This is a genomic window from Pseudomonas sp. ICMP 460, assembly GCF_002723595.1.
Classification (GTDB): Bacteria; Pseudomonadota; Gammaproteobacteria; order Pseudomonadales; family Pseudomonadaceae; genus Aquipseudomonas; species Aquipseudomonas kitaguniensis.
This window is the reverse complement of record NZ_LKBR01000017.1, coordinates 23627-40118: the sequence shown is the minus strand read 5'-3', so window position 1 is coordinate 40118 and position 16492 is coordinate 23627. Positions and strand designations below refer to the sequence as shown.

Below are 16492 nucleotides of genomic sequence, written 5' to 3'. Positions count from 1 at the left end.
AAGGCGAATCGTCGCACCGCCGCTCCCACACTTGACTGCATTCTCATGCTGGAACTCGGTCAAGTGTGGGAGCGGGCTTGCTCGCGATAGCGGCCTACCAGGCGCCACAGCGCTGTATGGCTTATCATTAGCCAACTAACGACGCTCACCAAGGTTCTCCCCGGCATGCTGGCTATCTTCCTCACCACCCTCACCATCACCGCGCCGGTGTTTGCCATGCTGTTTCTGGGTGTGCTGCTCAAGCGCATCAACTGGATCAACGACAACTTTATCCACACAGCTTCCTCCCTGGTGTTCAACGTCACCATGCCGGCGCTGCTGTTCCTTGGCATCCTGCATGCCGACCTGCACTCGGCGCTCAAGCCGGGTTTGCTGATTTACTTTGCCGTCGCCACGTTGCTGAGCTTTGCGCTGGCTTGGGGCTGGGCGATTTTTCGTTGCAAGCGTGAAGACCGCGGTATCTATACCCAAGGCGCGTTTCGCGGTAACAACGGCGTTATCGGCCTGGCGCTGGCGGCCAGCATGTACGGCGACTACGGCATTTCCCTCGGCGCGATTCTCGCGGCGCTGGTGATTCTGTTCTACAACACGCTGTCGACCATCGTGCTGGCGGTGTACAGCCCGGTGATCAAGTCCGACCCGTGGAGCATCTTCAAAAGTGTGGTGGCCAACCCGCTGATCATCAGCGTGGTGGTGGCCGCGCCGTTCGCCATTTTCAAGATCGGCTTGCCGGGGTGGCTGCAGTCGTCCGGCCAGTATTTGGCGGACATGACCTTGCCGCTGGCGCTGATCTGCATCGGCGGCACCTTGTCGTTGGCGGCGTTGCGCAAAAGCGGCAGCATGGCCCTGAGTGCCAGCCTGGTGAAGATGATCGGTTTGCCGCTGGTGGCCACGTTCGGGGCCTGGCTGTTGGGCTTTCGCGGGCCGGAACTGGGGATTTTGTTCTTGTACTTCGGCGCGCCGACCGCGGCGGCCAGCTTTGTGATGGCCAGGGCGGCGCAGGGGAATCATGAGCTGGCAGCGGCGATTATTGTGATCACCACGTTGATGGCGGCGGTGACCACCAATATCGGGATTTTTGTGTTGCAGGCGGGTGGATGGATCTGAGTTTTGGGGTGGGGTTGAGGGCCTCATCGCGAGCAAGCCCGCTCCCACACTTTGATCTGTTCACACATTAAAGTGTGGGAGCGGGCTTGCTCGCGATAGCTATCTAACAGTCACTGCCGCTCTGCCTGATAGCTATCAATCACTTCCTGCGCCGCCCGAAACGCATCAATCGCCGCCGGCACTCCGGCATACACCGCGCAATGCAGCAGCGCCTCGCGAATCTCTTCTACCGTGCACCCATTGTTCAGCGCGCCGCGCACGTGGCCCTTGAGTTCCTGCGGGCATTTGAGCGCCGTGAGGGCGGCGAGGGTGATCAGGCTGCGCGTCTTCAGCGGCAAACCCTCGCGGTTCCAGACGCTGCCCCACGCGTGTTCGTTGACGAAGTCCTGCAGCGGCTGGGTGAACTCGGTGGCATTGCCCAAGGCGCGGTCGACGAACACATCGCCCATCACTTGGCGACGCACTTCAACGCCGGGCTTTTTCTGATCGGTCATTGCGATTCCCTCGTGTGTTGGCGGCGCCAGGCGCGCAGCGTGTTGAACAACAAGAAAGCCACCAGCGCTGGCAAAACGTAATACAGCATCAGGTGTTCAAGCTTGCTCGCCAGCGGCATGCCGGTGGTGAACGCCATCACATGCAGGCCGTACGCCAGGTACAAACCCAGTAGCACCAAGCCTTCGGCGCGCGTCACGCGGTAACCGCTGTAGAACACCGGCAGGCACAGCACCACCGCGCCGAGCATCACCGGCAGGTCGAAGTCCAACGCGTTGGGCGATACCGACAGCGGCGAGGGCGCGAGCAGCGCAGTCAAACCCAGCACCCCGAGCAGGTTGAACACGTTGCTGCCGATCACGTTGCCCACGGCAATCTCCCGCTGGCCGCGCAGGGCGGCGATCAGCGAGGTGGCGAGGCATGGCAGCGAAGTGCCAACACCGATCAGCGTCAGGCCGATGATGCGTTCCGACAGGCCCAAGTCGCTCGCCACATCCACCGCCGCGCCCAGCAACAAATGCCCCGCCAGTGCCAGAATCAACAGCCCGCCGAGCATCAGCAATACGCTGCTCAGCCAGGGCGCTCTGGCCACTGTGTCGAGGGTGCGCGGGCGGGCGGAATGGCGGGTCTGGTAGTGCAACACACCGAGGTAGGCCATCAGCGCGACCAGCAACAGCACGCCGTCGATTGGCGTCAGGTCTTCATTGGAGGCCAGGGTAAACACCAGCAAACCGGCGAGGATCATCACCGGGATGTCCAGGCGTACCAGTTGGCGCGACACGCGTAACGGAATGATCAGTGCCGCGAGGCCCAGGGTCACGAGGATATTGAAGATGCTGCTGCCGATCACGCTGCCCACGGCAATATCGGTATTACCGGCCAGGGTGGCTTGCAGGCTGACGGTCATCTGCGGCGCGCTGCTGCCGAACGCAACGATGCTCAGGCCGATGATCAGCGGGCGCACCTTGAGGCTGGCCGCCAGGCGCACGGCGGCGCGCACCAGGATTTCGGCGCCGACAATCAGCAACAGCAAGCCGCTGACCAGTTCGATCAGGCTCCAGGGCGAGAGGGCGGTTAATCCGAAAATGGCCGGGCTCCTTTAGTTAATTGCTCATGGCCTGCACACGTACGCGTGCCGTGCCAGTGCCGAGCATACCGAGTTGTTCGGCGGCCCTGCGTGAAACGTCGATCAGGCGCCCGCGAGTATGCGGGCCGCGGTCATTAATGCGTACCACGACAGATCTGCCGTTGGCGAGATTGGTCACCTTGACCTGCGTGCCGAACGGCAGGCGCCGATGGGCGGCGGTCAGAGTGTTCTGGTTGAAGGCTTCACCGCTGGCAGTTTTGTTGCCATGGTGCTTGGCGCCGTAATACGAGGCGGTGCCGGTTTCGTCGTAGCCGTTGGGGTCGATGAGGCCGCTGGCGCAACCGGCCAGTAGAGAGAACAGGACCAGCAGGCCGAGTAGGCGCTTCATTTTCACGGTGCCCCGAAAGTCATGTAGTCACCGGCAGATGTGAGAGGGGGCTTGCTCCCGATGGCGGTAGAGCAATCAATATAAGTGCCAACTGACAGGTCCTCATCGGGAGCAAGCCCCCTCCCACAAAAGCCCCTTCCCACACAAACCTTTGCAACAATGGCCCGAGTGGGGCGCGAAACCCCGCCCGGGCCATTCACTGCGATCAGCCTTCGAGCTTGCTTTTCAGCAGTTCGTTTACCTGTTGCGGGTTGGCTTTGCCTTTGGAGGCTTTCATGGCCTGGCCGACAAAGAAACCGAACATCTTGCCGCGCTTGGCTTCGTCTGCCGCGCGGTATTGCTCGACTTGTTCGGCATTGGCCGCGAGCATTTCATCGAGTACGGCCGAAATTGCGCCGCTGTCGGTGACTTGCTTGAGGCCGCGCTTCTCGATGATTTCGTCGGCACTGCCTTCGCCGCTGGCCATCGCTTCAAACACGGTCTTGGCGATTTTGCCGGAGATGGTGTTGTCTTTGATGCGCAGCAGCATGCCGCCCAATTGCTCGGCGGTCACCGGCGCTTCGTCGATTTCCAGGCCTTGTTTGTTCAACAGGCTGCCCAGCTCAACCATCACCCAGTTGGCCGCCAGCTTGGCGTCGCCGGCAATGCTCACGACTTTTTCGAAGTAGTTGGCTTGTTCACGGCTGGAGGCCAAAACGCTGGCATCGTAAACCGACAAGCCGAACTGCGCCTGGAAGCGCTCGCGTTTTTGCTGCGGCAACTCCGGCAAAGTGGCACGCACGTCATTCAGGAACGAATCCTCGATGACCACCGGCAACAGGTCCGGGTCGGGGAAGTAACGGTAGTCGTTGGCTTCCTCTTTGCTGCGCATGGCGCGGGTTTCGTCTTTGTTCGGGTCGTACAGGCGCGTTTGCTGGATCACCTTGCCGCCGTCTTCGATCAGTTCGATCTGGCGGCGTACTTCGCTGTTGATCGCCTTCTCGATGAAGCGGAACGAGTTAACGTTCTTGATCTCGCAGCGGGTGCCGTATTCGGCCTGGCCTTTGGGGCGGATCGACACGTTGCAGTCGCAACGCAGCGAGCCTTCGGCCATGTTGCCGTCGCAGATGCCCAGGTAGCGCACCAGCGCGTGGATGGTCTTGACGTAGGCCACGGCTTCCTTGGCGTTACGCATGTCCGGCTCGGACACGATCTCCAGCAACGGCGTACCGGCGCGGTTCAGGTCGATACCGGTAGAACCGATGAACTCTTCGTGCAGGCTCTTGCCGGCGTCTTCTTCCAGGTGCGCGCGGGTCACGCCGACACGCTTGATGGTGCCGTCTTCCAGCGGGATGTCCAGGTAGCCCTTGCCGACAATCGGCAATTCCATCTGGCTGATCTGGTAGCCCTTGGGCAGGTCCGGGTAGAAGTAGTTTTTGCGCGCAAACACGTTGTGCTGGCCGATCTCGGCGTCAATCGCCAAGCCGAACATCACCGCCATGCGCACCGCTTCCTGGTTCAACACCGGCAGCACGCCGGGCATGCCCAGGTCTACCAGGCTCGCCTGAGTGTTCGGCTCGGAACCGAACGTGGTGGCGCTACCGGAGAAAATCTTCGATTGGGTGGCGAGCTGGGTATGAATCTCCAGCCCGATCACAACTTCCCATTGCATAGTGTTCTCCTCAGAAGCCGGTAGGGGTGCGGGTGTGCCAGTCGGTGTTCAACTGGTACTGGTGCGCCACATTGAGCAGGCGGCCTTCCTGGAAATACGGGGCGAGCAATTGCACGCCGACCGGCAGGCCATCGACGAAACCTGCGGGCATCGACAAGCCCGGCAAGCCCGCGAGGTTGGCGGTGATGGTGTACAGGTCTTCCAGGTACTCGGCGATCGGGTCGCCGGTCTTGGCGCCGATCTTCCAGGCCGGGTTCGGCGTGGTTGGGCCGAGGATCACGTCGACTTCTTCAAAGGCCGCCATGAAGTCGTTTTTGATCAGGCGACGGATTTTTTGCGCCTTGAGGTAGTACGCGTCGTAGTAGCCGGCCGACAGCGCGTAGGCACCGACCATGATCCGGCGTTGTACTTCCACGCCGAAACCTTCGCCACGCGAGCGCTTATAAAGGTCGGTGAGGTCTTTCGGGTTTTCGCAGCGATAGCCGAAACGCACGCCGTCGAACCGCGACAGGTTGGACGAGGCTTCTGCCGGCGCGATCACGTAGTACGCAGGAATCGCGTGCTGGTTGTTCGGCAGGCTGATTTCCTTGATCACCGCGCCGAGTTTTTCCAGCTCTTTGACGCTGTTGTGCACCAATTCAGCGATACGCGGGTCGAGGCCGGCGCTGAAATACTCTTTCGGCACGCCGATACGCAGGCCTTTGATCGACGTATTCAGGCTGGCGCTGTAGTCCGGTACTGGCTCGTCGATGCTGGTGGAGTCCTGTTTATCGAACCCGGCCATACCTTGTAACAAAATCGCGCAGTCTTCTGCGGTGCGCGCCAACGGGCCGCCCTGATCCAGGCTGGACGCGTAGGCGATCATGCCCCAACGGGAAACGCGACCGTAGGTCGGCTTCAAACCGGTGAGGTTAGTGAAGGCTGCAGGCTGGCGGATCGAACCGCCGGTGTCGGTGGCGGTGGCGGCCGGCAAGAAGCGCGCGGCAACGGCCGCAGCCGAACCGCCGGACGAGCCGCCCGGTACGTGCGCAAGGTTCCACGGGTTTTTCACCGCGCCGTAGTAGCTCGACTCGTTGGCCGAACCCATGGCGAATTCGTCCATGTTGGTCTTGCCCAGCGTCACGGCCCCGGCGGCGGCCAGCTTGGCGACCACGGTGGCGTCATACGGTGCTTTAAAGTTGTCGAGCATTTTGGAGCCGCAACTGGTGCGAATACCCTGAGTGCAGAACAAGTCTTTGTGGGCGATTGGAGCACCCAGCAGCGGGCCATTTTCACCGTTGGCGCGACGTGCGTCGGCAGCCTTGGCCTGGCTCAGGGCCAGATCTTCAGTGAGGCTGATGAAGCTGTTGACCGCAGGATCAAGCTCGGCGATACGCGCCAGCAGGGTCTTGGTCAGTTCTTCGCAAGAAAACTTTTTGTCGGCGAGACCGCGGGCGATCTCGGCCAGAGTCATGTGATGCATTGCAGGCTCTTTCCCTTTAGTCGATGACTTTCGGAACCAGGTACAGGCCGTTTTCGACCGCTGGCGCGATGGACTGGTAAGCCTCGCGGTTATTGCGCTCGGTCACGAGGTCTGCGCGCAGGCGCTGGCTGGCTTCCAGCGGGTGAGCCAGGGGCTCGATGCCGTCGGTATTCACGGCTTGCATGTGGTCGACCAGCCCGAGAATGCTGTTCAGGGCTGCGGTGGTCTGTGGAAGATCGGCTTCATTAAGGCCCAGGCAGGCCAAATGAGCGATTTTTTCCACGTCGGAGCGTTCAAGCGCCATGGGATTCTCCAGTGGAAAACAGAACGGAAGCTATCCGTGTGTTAGATTGTAGGAACACTACCGCATTTCTACGGTCATATGGCCGCGATTGTGGGGGTTGGTGCACAGAAAGTCGGCCAATTTAGCACATTGGCGCCTTGCCCAAAATCCCTGTCGTTGTTAGAGTTTGCCGCACTTTTTTACCCACGCGTTGCCTAGGGTCCTTTCCCCATGTTCAAGAAACTGCGTGGCATGTTTTCCAGCGATCTTTCCATTGACCTGGGCACTGCCAACACCCTTATTTACGTGCGCGAGCGCGGTATCGTCCTGAATGAGCCATCGGTTGTGGCCATTCGGACCCACGGTAATCAGAAAAGTGTCGTTGCCGTTGGCACCGAGGCCAAGCGCATGCTCGGCCGAACACCCGGCAATATCGCTGCCATTCGTCCGATGAAAGACGGCGTGATCGCCGACTTCAGTGTCTGCGAAAAGATGCTGCAGTACTTCATCAACAAGGTTCACGAAAACAGTTTTCTGCAGCCGAGCCCTCGTGTGCTGATTTGCGTTCCGTGCAAATCCACCCAGGTGGAGCGTCGCGCCATCCGTGAATCGGCACTCGGTGCCGGTGCCCGCGAAGTGTTCCTGATCGAAGAGCCAATGGCCGCTGCGATCGGTGCCGGCTTGCCGGTTGAAGAAGCGCGCGGTTCGATGGTGGTGGATATCGGTGGTGGTACCACTGAAATCGCCCTGATCTCGCTGAACGGTGTGGTGTATGCCGAATCCGTGCGTGTCGGCGGCGACCGCTTCGACGAAGCGATCATCACCTATGTGCGTCGTAACTACGGCAGCTTGATCGGCGAATCTACCGCCGAGCGTATCAAGCAGGAAATCGGCACCGCTTACCCGGGCGGCGAAGTTCGCGAAGTTGATGTTCGCGGTCGCAACCTGGCCGAAGGCGTCCCACGTGCTTTCACCCTGAACTCCAACGAAGTGCTGGAAGCTCTGCAAGAGTCTTTGGCAACGATCGTTCAGGCGGTGAAAAGCGCGCTGGAGCAATCGCCGCCGGAACTGGCTTCCGATATCGCCGAGCGTGGTCTGGTACTGACCGGTGGTGGCGCTTTGCTGCGCGACCTCGACAAGTTGCTGGCCCAGGAAACCGGCCTGCCGGTGATCGTCGCCGAAGACCCGCTGACCTGCGTTGCGCGTGGCGGTGGTCGTGCACTGGAAATGATGGATAAACACACCATGGACCTGCTCTCCAGCGAATAAGCTTGCCGGGACGGTTCATGCATCGCCCGCAGGCAGCACTTTGCAGTGCTGCCTGTTGGCGTTTATCTTCTTCAATCTGCATCCAGGCCGGTTTGATGCCGTATGAATAAAGACAACGTTTGCCTGGGAGGAGCGGCTTATTAAACCGCTTTTCGCCAAAGGCCCCTCATTGGGCGTGCGCTTATTGGTGCTGGTCGTGCTTTCGGTCGCGCTGATGGTGGTCGATGCCCGCTTTGCACTGCTCAAGCCGGTGCGTAGCCAGATGTCGCTGGTATTGATGCAGACTTACTGGATCACAGACCTGCCACAACGGCTCTATCAGGGCGTGGCCAGCCAGTTCGGCAGCCGCACGGAGCTTGTCGCCGAGAACGAAAAACTCAAGACTGAAAACCTGCTGTTGCAGGGGCGCATGCAGAAGCTCGCGGCCCTCACCGAGCAGAACGTTCGGCTGCGCGAGTTGCTCAATTCTTCCGCGTTGGTCAATGAAAAGGTCGAAGTGGCCGAGTTGATCGGCATGGACCCCAACCCCTTTACCCATCGCATCATCATCAACAAGGGTGAGCGCGACGGTGTGGTCCTCGGCCAGCCGGTGCTCGATGCCCGTGGCCTGATGGGGCAGGTGGTTGAGTTGATGCCCTACACCTCGCGGGTGTTGCTGCTGACGGACACGACCCACAGTATTCCGGTGCAGGTTAACCGTAACGGCTTGCGCGCAATTGCCAGCGGCACCGGTAACCCGGAACGCCTGGAGTTGCGGCATGTGGCCGACACTGCCGACATTAAAGAAGGCGACTTGCTGGTCAGCTCCGGCTTGGGCCAGCGGTTCCCGGCGGGTTACCCGGTGGCGACGGTCAAGGAAGTGATCCACGATTCCGGTCAGCCGTTTGCCATTGTTCGCGCCGTGCCAACCGCCGCCCTGAACCGCAGCCGCTACTTGCTGCTGGTGTTCAGCGACAACCGCACCCCGGAAGAACGCGCTAACGACGCCGCCCAGGCGCAGGAAGCGGAAGACAAGCAAAACGGCACTGTACAGACGATTCCTGCCACGGTGCCGAAACCAGCGTTCGTTGGGCCACCTGCACCTGCCCCGGCCACGGCGGCGCCAGTGGCGACGCCGGTAAAACCTGCGGCCCATAGCGCACGCCAAGCCAAGCCAGCCGCGAGCAAACCGACTGCGACGACGCCGGCGGCCACAACCCCTGCGGCCAAACCGCCTGCCGCCACCACGCCGGCCACTCGGCCGGCAGCCGCAGCGCCTGCAACCACGCGGCAGAGGGAGGAATAATGGCCGGTACTCATCCGCACAATGGCTGGATCGTCTGGCTGACCTTCGCCATTGGTTTGCTGCTCAGCGTTTCGCCGTTGCCGCAATTCATGGAAATCCTGCGTCCTTTATGGCTGGCATTGCTGCTGGCATTCTGGTCGCTGATGCTGCCGCACAAAGTCGGGATGGTCACGGCGATGTGTCTGGGCTTGGCGGAAGACGTGCTGTATGGCACCTTGCTGGGCCAGAACGCGTTGATCCTGACCTTGATCACCTTCCTGGTGCTGTCGTTGCAGCAGCGTCTGCGTATGTTTCCCATGTGGCAGCAATGCCTGGTGATCCTGGTTATTTTTGGCCTGGCGCAGTTGGTGCAACTGTGGCTCAGCGCCTTGACCGGGAACCGCCAGCCAACCCTGGCGTTGGTGTTGCCGGCCCTGGTCAGTGCGTTGTTATGGCCATGGGTCAGTTTCGGTCTGCGTGGGTTACGTCGTCGCTATAAAATCAATTGAATGGATTGCGAGGCTCTGCCTGGTTATCGAACCCCACAGGGAGAGTCTGCAATGAATTCGCTTTATCTGGCCTCAGGCTCCCCAAGACGGCGTGAACTGCTAACCCAGATCGGTGTGCCCTTCACCGTGGTCAGCGCCGCCATTGATGAAACTCCTTTTACACATGAACCGGCTGTTGCCTACGTCGAGCGCCTTGCGCGCGGCAAGGCAGCGGCAGGTTTTGCTGCGCTTGAAAAAACCTCGGGCGCCTGCGTGCTGGGTGCAGACACGGCGGTGATTGTTGACGGAAAGATCCTCGGCAAGCCGGTCGACCAAGCCGATGCCCTGGCGATGTTGATGGCGTTGGCGGGGCGCGAGCATGAAGTACTCACCGCCGTGGCCCTCACCGATGGCCTGCGCTGCGAAACGCGCTGTGTCAGCAGTCGCGTAAGGTTTCGCGATGTTTCTGTGGAGGAGGCTACAACCTACTGGCACAGCGGCGAACCCCAAGACAAGGCTGGCGGCTATGCTATTCAAGGGCTTGGGTCGGTATTTGTGGCCGGGCTCAATGGCAGCTATTCCGCCGTCGTCGGCCTGCCCGTGTGCGAAACCGCGCAACTGCTCGACCAATTCGACATACCCTGTTGGCAAAACCTTACCGCGCGCTGAACGCCGTATTCCAGCGCCAAGCCTTGAGCGATCGGTCACTATTGTGAAAACGCCTGAACGAGACCCAGCCATGAGTGAAGAGATTCTGATCAATATCACGCCGATGGAATCGCGCGTGGCGGTGGTAGAGAACGGTGTTCTGCAAGAAGTGCACGTTGAGCGCACCCAGAAGCGCGGGATTGTCGGCAATATCTATAAAGGCAAGGTCGTGCGCGTATTGCCGGGCATGCAGGCGGCATTCGTCGACATCGGCCTGGACCGCGCCGCGTTTATCCATGCTTCTGAAATTTCCCTGCGTGAAGGCGCAACGGTAGAAAGCATCAGCGCCCTGGTGCACGAAGGGCAGAGCCTGGTGGTGCAAGTCACCAAGGACCCGATTGGTTCCAAAGGTGCGCGGCTGACCACGCAGCTGTCGATTCCTTCGCGTTACCTGGTGTACATGCCGCGCACCGCGCATGTCGGCATCTCCTTGAAAATTGAAGACGAAGCCGAGCGTGAGCGCCTGAAAAAAGTGGTCAGCGACTGCGTGGCCGCTGAGGGCATCAAGGAAGCGGGCGGCTTTATCCTGCGCACCGCCGCAGAAGGCGCCGGCGCTGATGAAATTCTCATGGACATCCGTTACCTGCGGCGCCTGTGGGACCAGATCGGCGCACAGATCAAAACCATCGGCGCGCCCAGCGTCATCTACGAAGACCTGGGCCTGGCCCTGCGCACCTTGCGTGACCTGGTCAGCCCGAAGATAGAGAAAATTCGCATCGACTCGCGGGAAACCTTCCAGCGCACCACGCAATTTGTCGCCGAGTTGATGCCGGAAATTGCCGACCGACTGGAACATTACCCTGGCGAGCGTCCGATCTTCGATCTGTACGGCGTCGAGGACGAGATCCAGAAGGCCCTGGAGCGCAAAGTGCCGCTCAAGTCCGGCGGCTACCTGGTGGTGGACCCGGCGGAGGCGATGACCACTATCGACGTCAACACGGGCGCATTTGTCGGCCACCGCAACCTCGAAGAGACCATCTTCAAGACCAACCTCGAAGCTGCCACGGCGATTGCCCGCCAACTGCGCCTGCGTAATCTGGGCGGCATAATCATCATCGATTTCATCGACATGGAAGACCAGGATCATCAGCGCCAGGTGCTGCGCACCCTTGAAAAACAGCTGGAGCGTGACCACGCCAAGACCAACATCATCGGCATCACCGAGCTTGGCCTGGTGCAGATGACCCGCAAGCGTACCCGCGAAAGCCTCGAGCAAGTGCTGTGCGAGCCGTGCAGCAGTTGCCAGGGGCGCGGTAAATTGAAAACCCCGGAAACGGTTTGCTACGAGATTTTTCGCGAAATCCTGCGCGAAGCGCGTGCCTACCAGGCCGAAGGTTATAGAGTGCTCGCCAACCAGAAAGTGGTTGATCGTTTGCTGGACGAGGAGTCCGGTAACGTCGCTGAGCTGGAGCTGTTTATCGGGCGCACGATTCGCTTCCAGGTCGAAACCATGTATTCCCAGGAACAATACGACGTGGTGCTGCTCTGATCCCCAATCGCCTTATTTTCATGAGAATGGCAGACCTTGATCTGCCCTCCGCTAACTGCCTTGAGGGTCGTCTGACATGGAGCGTCTGATACGCTTTTTTGCCGCTTTGACCCGTTGGGGCCTGGGCTCGTGCGCCTTGCTGCTGGTGTTGGCGGCGGTGTATGTGAGCCTGGGTCGTGAATTGACCCCGCTGGTGGCGGAATACCGCGCCGAAATCGAAGCCAAAGTTCAGGCGGCAGTGAATACGCCCTTGCGAATCGGCAGCCTCGAAGGGCGCTGGAGCGGCTTTGCGCCGGTGGTGCTGGCGCACGACGTGATGGTCGGCGAGGGCAGCAGTGCCTTGCGCCTGGACGAGGTCGAAGTGGTGCCGGACCTGTGGGCCAGCCTGATGGCGCGCGAAGTGCGCATCGCCCACCTGCAAGTCAGCGGCCTGCAAGTGAGCGTCAAAGAAGACAAGGACGGCCACTGGGCGCTGCAAGGTTTGCCGTTACAAGACGACCAGCCGCTGGACCCTGCGCAAGCGCTGCAGCGTTTGCAGCGGGTGCAGCGTATTTCGGTGTTGGACAGCCAGGTTACCTTGCAACCGTTCGATCAGGCGCCCATGACCCTGACGTACGTAGGCTTGAGCCTGCACACCGGCGGCGCCCGCCAGCGCCTCGACGCGCGCCTGACGTTGCCGGACGGCCAGCCGCTGGCGTTGAGCTTGCGCACGCGTATCAACGCCAGCCAGTGGCAAGACGGCGAAGTTCAGGCCTATCTGAGCCTGCCCCAGAGTGACTGGGCCAAATGGATCCCGGCCAAGCTGACCCAACAATGGAAGCTTGCGCAGTTCAAGGCGGGCGGCGAGTTCTGGCTGACCTGGGCCAAAGGCACGGTGCAGAACGCGGTCGTACGCCTTAATTCACCCGAAATGAAAGGCAGCTACGCCGAACGCAAGCCGGTGCACATCGAAAACCTTGCGCTCACGGCCTACCTGCAACGCAGTGATAGCGGTCTCAACGTGCTGTTTGATTCGCTGGCGATGAGCATCGGCGAGACGCGCTGGGAGTCGCGCCTGCAATTGCAGCAGCAACTGGCCACCGACAACGATCTGGAAGTCTGGAAGTTGCAGGCGGATCGGCTTGACCTGACGCCCATTACGCCGCTGTTGAATGCGCTGGCGCCGTTGCCCGAAGGCGTTGCCAAAGCCGTCGCTCACCTCAAAGCCACGGGTTTGTTACGCAACGTAATAGCGGATTTCCGGCCTGCGGACAGCAGCGACCAGAAAGTCAGTTTTGCCGCCAACCTGGAGCGCGTCGGCTTTGATGCGTATTTCGGTGCGCCGGCCGCGCGTAACGTGTCCGGCAGCATCAGCGGCGACCTGGGCCACGGCGAGTTGCGCATGGACAGCAAAGACTTTTCGCTGCACCTGTCGCCTATTTTCGCCAAGCCCTGGCAGTACATTCAAGCCAATGCGCGCTTGACCTGGACGCTCGATAAACAAGGCTTCACCCTGATTGCGCCGTATATCAAGGTGCTGGGTGAGGAGGGCAAGGTCGCTGCAGACTTCCTGATTCGCCTGCATTTTGATCACAGCCAGGAAGACTACATGGACCTGCGCGTCGGCATGGTCGATGGCGATGGGCGCTTCACCGCCAAATATTTGCCGGCGGTGTTGAGCCCATCGTTGGATGAGTGGCTGCGTACGGCGATTCTCAAAGGCGCGGTTGACCAAGGTTTCTTCCAGTACCAGGGCTCGCTGAACCACGATGCGCTGCCGGCTTCGCGCAATATCAGCCTGTTCTTCAAGGTGCACGATGCTGAACTGGCCTTTCAGCCGGGCTGGCCGCATGTGAACAAGGTCAATGGCGAAGTGTTTGTTGAGGAAAGTGGCGTGCGCATCCTGGCGAGCAAAGGCCAATTGCTCGACACCAAGGTCAAAGACGTTTACGTGAATATTCCTCACGCGCCTGCCGGCAAGGACAGCCATCTGCTGATTACCGGCGGCTTTGCGGGTGGCTTGGGCGATGGCTTGAAGATCCTTCAGGAAGCGCCGATCGGCACCGGCTCGACGTTTGCCGGTTGGAAAGGCGAGGGCAGCCTGCAGGGTAAACTGGACCTCGATATTCCACTCGCCAAGGGTGTTGAGCCGGCGATCGTGGTGGACTTCCAGACCGATAAAGCCCGCCTGCAATTGGCCGACCCGACCCTGGACCTGACTCAGCTCAAAGGCAATTTCCGCTTCGACAGCGCCAAGGGGCTGAGTGGCCAGAATATTTCGGCTCAGGCGTTCGACCGACCGATTACCGCGCAAATCTTTGCCGATGGCACGCCGGGCAACATCAGTACTAGGGTTATGGCCAAGGGCCAAGTCACGGTCAAGCGGCTTTCGGACTGGTTGAAGGTCAGCCAGCCGTTGCCTGTGTCCGGCGACATTCCCTACCAATTGCAGCTGACCCTGAACGGCGCTGATAGCCAACTGATGGTCAGCTCAAACATGAAGGGCGTCGCGGTCGATCTGCCGGCACCTTTCGGCATGCCCGCCAGCCAGGGCCGTGACAGCGTGTTCCGCATGACCTTGCAAGGCCCCGAACGGCGCTACTGGTTTGGTTACGGCGAACTGGCGAGTTTCACCTTTGCGTCGCCGCCCGACCAATTTAACGACGGCCGCGGCGAGTTGTTCCTCGGCAATGGCAATGCGGTGCTGCCGGCTGCCAAAGGCTTGCGCATTCGCGGTGTGCTGTCCGAGCTGGACATCGACCCGTGGAAAAAACTCGCAGGCCGTTACGCCGGCAATGATCCAGGTGGCAGCGCCAAGCAACTGCTCAGCGGCGCCGATTTCAAGGTGGGCAAGCTGACCGGCTTTGGTACCGAGTTTGATCAGGTCAATTTGCAGCTTGATCGCAAGTCGACTGGCTGGGGCTTGCAGTTCGACAGCCAACAGGCCAAGGGCAGCGTAAACCTGCCGGACGCGAAGGGCGCGCCCATTGCGATCAACCTGCAATACGTGAAACTGCCGGCGGTGGACCCGACGGTTCAGTCGGACGAAAATGCGCCGGACCCGTTGGCTGATATCGACCCCAAGGATATTCCGGCACTCGACATTGCCATCAATCAGCTGTTTCAGGGACCCGACTTGGTGGGTGCGTGGTCGCTGAAGCTGCGCCCAACCGCCAAAGGCTTGGCCTTCAACAACCTCGACCTCGGCCTCAAGGGCATGCAGCTGGTGGGGGCCGGTGGCTGGGAAGGTGCGCCGGGGGCCAGTAGCAGTTGGTACAAGGGCCGCCTGGATGGCAAGAATATCGCCGACGTGCTCAAAGGCTGGGGTTTTGCACCGACGGTCACCAGCGAGGATTTCCACCTGGACGTCGATGGCCGTTGGCCGGGTTCGCCGGCCTGGGTCGGGCCCAAGCGTTTTTCCGGTAGCCTGGATGCGGCGTTCCGCAAAGGTCAGTTGGTTGAAGTGGAAGGCGGCGCCCAGGCGCTGCGAGTGTTTGGGTTGCTCAACTTCAACTCCATCGGCCGGCGTTTACGCCTGGACTTCTCGGACCTGCTCGGCAGAGGCTTGAGCTATGACCGAATCAAGGGTTTGCTCGCGGCCAGTGACGGCGTGTTCGTGACCCGTGACCCCATCACCATGACCGGGCCGTCCACCAATCTCGAACTCAACGGCACCCTGGACTTGGTAGCCGACCGCGTGGATGCCAAGCTGCTGGTCACGTTGCCGGTGACCAACAACCTGCCGATTGCCGCGCTGATTGTGGGCGCGCCGGCCATTGGTGGGGCATTATTTTTGATCGACAAGTTGATCGGCGACCGTGTTTCGCGCTTCGCCAGCGTGCAATACAACGTGCAAGGCCCCTGGAAAGATCCGAAAATCACCTTCGACAAGCCATTTGAAAAACCAAACTGAGTGCCTGTGGAGTAGCATCGCCACAGGCCCATTACGGAGTGCCGGCCCATGTCCTTTGCGGTAATTCAAATGGTCAGCCAGAGTGATGTGCTGGCTAACCTGGCCCAGGCGCGGCGCTTGCTGGAGCAAGCGGCGGCGGGCGGTGCGAGGCTCGCGGTGCTGCCGGAAAACTTCGCTGCCATGGGCGGTCGCGACGTGGCTGATATTGGTCGCGCCGAAGCATCGGGTGAAGGCCCGATACTGCCATGGTTGAAACAGGCCGCCCGCGACCTCACCTTATGGATAGTGGCTGGTACTTTACCGTTACCGCCCCAAGACCAACCTCACGCCAAGTCCAACGCTTGCTCGCTGCTGATCGATGATCGGGGTGAAATCGTCGCCCGCTACGACAAGCTGCACCTGTTCGATGTCGACGTCGCGGATGTTCGCGGTCGTTATCGTGAATCTGACGACTATGCTTTTGGCAGCAACGTAGTGGTGGCGGACACGCCGGTAGGGCGATTGGGCCTGACGGTGTGTTACGACTTGCGCTTCCCGGAGCTGTACAGCGAATTGCGCGCGGCGGGGGCTGAATTGATTACCGCGCCCTCGGCGTTTACGGCGGTTACCGGCGCCGCGCATTGGGATGTGCTGATTCGCGCGCGGGCCATCGAAACCCAGTGCTACCTGCTGGCGGCGGCGCAAGGTGGCGTGCACCCAGGGCCACGCGAGACGCATGGCCACGCGGCGATTGTCGACCCTTGGGGCCGTGTGCTGGCGCAACAGGATCAAGGCGAAGCGGTGTTGTTGGCCGCACGCGATAGCAGCGAACAGGCGTCGATACGGGCGCGCATGCCGGTGGTCAACCATCGGCGCTTTTTCTCGCAGGGCGCGCAGCGGCCTGCTTCGGAACGATGAATTTAAGGCCAAACC

At 60.7% G+C, this 16492-nt stretch carries 14 protein-coding genes; 8 read left to right on the top strand and 6 right to left on the bottom strand.

What is annotated here, in order from left to right; genetic code table 11:
- Nucleotides 1-165 precede the first annotated feature (165 nt).
- Nucleotides 166-1107 carry an AEC family transporter gene (locus AO240_RS14075; protein WP_058414349.1) on the top strand — a complete coding sequence of 314 codons (942 nt, stop codon included), beginning with the start codon at nt 166-168 and terminating at the stop codon, nt 1105-1107.
- 110 nt (nt 1108-1217) lie between these two features.
- Here AO240_RS14075 and AO240_RS14070 read toward each other — a convergent pair whose 3' ends face one another.
- The 6 genes from AO240_RS14070 to gatC form a co-directional block, all read right to left on the bottom strand.
- Entirely contained in the window at nt 1218-1601 is a 384-nt protein-coding gene (locus AO240_RS14070) for a carboxymuconolactone decarboxylase family protein (RefSeq protein WP_099236991.1), read from the bottom strand.
- Nucleotides 1598-2644, bottom strand: coding sequence for a calcium/sodium antiporter (locus AO240_RS14065; protein ID WP_099236990.1), 1047 nt, complete (start codon nt 2642-2644; stop codon nt 1598-1600). Before AO240_RS14065 ends, AO240_RS14070 begins: the two co-directional genes overlap by 4 nt.
- 58 nt (nt 2645-2702) lie before the next feature.
- Complete coding sequence (locus tag AO240_RS14060; protein WP_099236989.1) at nt 2703-3074, bottom strand: septal ring lytic transglycosylase RlpA family protein; 372 nt, start codon at nt 3072-3074, stop codon at nt 2703-2705.
- A 205-nt stretch (nt 3075-3279) separates the two neighbouring features.
- A complete protein-coding gene (gene gatB, locus AO240_RS14055) occupies nt 3280-4725 on the bottom strand; it encodes an Asp-tRNA(Asn)/Glu-tRNA(Gln) amidotransferase subunit GatB (protein WP_099236988.1) in 1446 nt (481 codons plus the stop codon).
- Between the two features lie 10 nt (nt 4726-4735).
- Nucleotides 4736-6187, bottom strand: a complete 1452-nt coding sequence (gatA, locus tag AO240_RS14050; protein ID WP_099236987.1) for an Asp-tRNA(Asn)/Glu-tRNA(Gln) amidotransferase subunit GatA — start codon at nt 6185-6187, stop codon at nt 4736-4738.
- Between the two features lie 16 nt (nt 6188-6203).
- Nucleotides 6204-6491, bottom strand: coding sequence for an Asp-tRNA(Asn)/Glu-tRNA(Gln) amidotransferase subunit GatC (gene gatC, locus AO240_RS14045; RefSeq protein ID WP_099236986.1), 288 nt, complete (start codon nt 6489-6491; stop codon nt 6204-6206).
- 210 nt (nt 6492-6701) lie between these two features.
- Here gatC and mreB point away from each other — a divergent pair, with 210 nt between their 5' ends.
- The 7 genes from mreB (at nt 6702) to AO240_RS14010 (ending at nt 16477) form a co-directional block, all read left to right on the top strand.
- Nucleotides 6702-7739, top strand: coding sequence for a rod shape-determining protein MreB (gene mreB / locus AO240_RS14040; RefSeq protein WP_002555108.1), 1038 nt, complete (start codon nt 6702-6704; stop codon nt 7737-7739).
- A gap of 139 nt (nt 7740-7878) precedes the next feature.
- The gene (gene mreC, locus AO240_RS14035) at nt 7879-9024 is read left to right on the top strand and encodes a rod shape-determining protein MreC (RefSeq protein ID WP_099236985.1); all 1146 of its coding nucleotides are present in this window, start codon (nt 7879-7881) and stop codon (nt 9022-9024) included.
- On the top strand, nt 9024-9512 hold the full coding sequence (mreD, locus tag AO240_RS14030; protein ID WP_058414341.1) for a rod shape-determining protein MreD: 489 nt from the start codon (nt 9024-9026) through the stop codon (nt 9510-9512). Before mreC ends, mreD begins: the two co-directional genes overlap by 1 nt.
- Nucleotides 9513-9563: 51 nt before the next feature.
- Nucleotides 9564-10160, top strand: coding sequence for a nucleoside triphosphate pyrophosphatase (locus tag AO240_RS14025; RefSeq protein ID WP_099236984.1), 597 nt, complete (start codon nt 9564-9566; stop codon nt 10158-10160).
- A gap of 70 nt (nt 10161-10230) precedes the next feature.
- Complete coding sequence (rng, locus tag AO240_RS14020; RefSeq protein WP_099236983.1) at nt 10231-11688, top strand: ribonuclease G; 1458 nt, start codon at nt 10231-10233, stop codon at nt 11686-11688.
- Between the two features lie 76 nt (nt 11689-11764).
- Nucleotides 11765-15580 (top strand): YhdP family protein, encoded by a 3816-nt coding sequence (locus AO240_RS14015; protein ID WP_099236982.1) that lies wholly within the window; start codon nt 11765-11767, stop codon nt 15578-15580.
- Nucleotides 15581-15628: 48 nt separating this feature from the next.
- On the top strand, nt 15629-16477 hold the full coding sequence (locus AO240_RS14010) for a carbon-nitrogen hydrolase family protein (RefSeq protein ID WP_099236981.1): 849 nt from the start codon (nt 15629-15631) through the stop codon (nt 16475-16477).
- The last annotated feature ends 15 nt before the right edge of the window (nt 16478-16492 follow it).

Bases quoted from the DNA above. Each gene is read 5' to 3' on its own strand.
- AO240_RS14075 (WP_058414349.1), top strand. From the start codon at position 166: ATGCTGGCTATCTTCCTCACCACCCTCACCATCACCGCGCCGGTGTTT.
- AO240_RS14070 (WP_099236991.1), bottom strand. From the start codon at position 1,601: ATGACCGATCAGAAAAAGCCCGGCGTTGAAGTGCGTCGCCAAGTGATG.
- AO240_RS14060 (WP_099236989.1), bottom strand. From the start codon at position 3,074: ATGAAGCGCCTACTCGGCCTGCTGGTCCTGTTCTCTCTACTGGCCGGT.
- gatB (WP_099236988.1), bottom strand. From the start codon at position 4,725: ATGCAATGGGAAGTTGTGATCGGGCTGGAGATTCATACCCAGCTCGCC.
- gatA (WP_099236987.1), bottom strand. From the start codon at position 6,187: ATGCATCACATGACTCTGGCCGAGATCGCCCGCGGTCTCGCCGACAAA.
- gatC (WP_099236986.1), bottom strand. From the start codon at position 6,491: ATGGCGCTTGAACGCTCCGACGTGGAAAAAATCGCTCATTTGGCCTGC.
- mreB (WP_002555108.1), top strand. From the start codon at position 6,702: ATGTTCAAGAAACTGCGTGGCATGTTTTCCAGCGATCTTTCCATTGAC.
- mreD (WP_058414341.1), top strand. From the start codon at position 9,024: ATGGCCGGTACTCATCCGCACAATGGCTGGATCGTCTGGCTGACCTTC.
- AO240_RS14025 (WP_099236984.1), top strand. From the start codon at position 9,564: ATGAATTCGCTTTATCTGGCCTCAGGCTCCCCAAGACGGCGTGAACTG.
- rng (WP_099236983.1), top strand. From the start codon at position 10,231: ATGAGTGAAGAGATTCTGATCAATATCACGCCGATGGAATCGCGCGTG.
- AO240_RS14015 (WP_099236982.1), top strand. From the start codon at position 11,765: ATGGAGCGTCTGATACGCTTTTTTGCCGCTTTGACCCGTTGGGGCCTG.
- AO240_RS14010 (WP_099236981.1), top strand. From the start codon at position 15,629: ATGTCCTTTGCGGTAATTCAAATGGTCAGCCAGAGTGATGTGCTGGCT.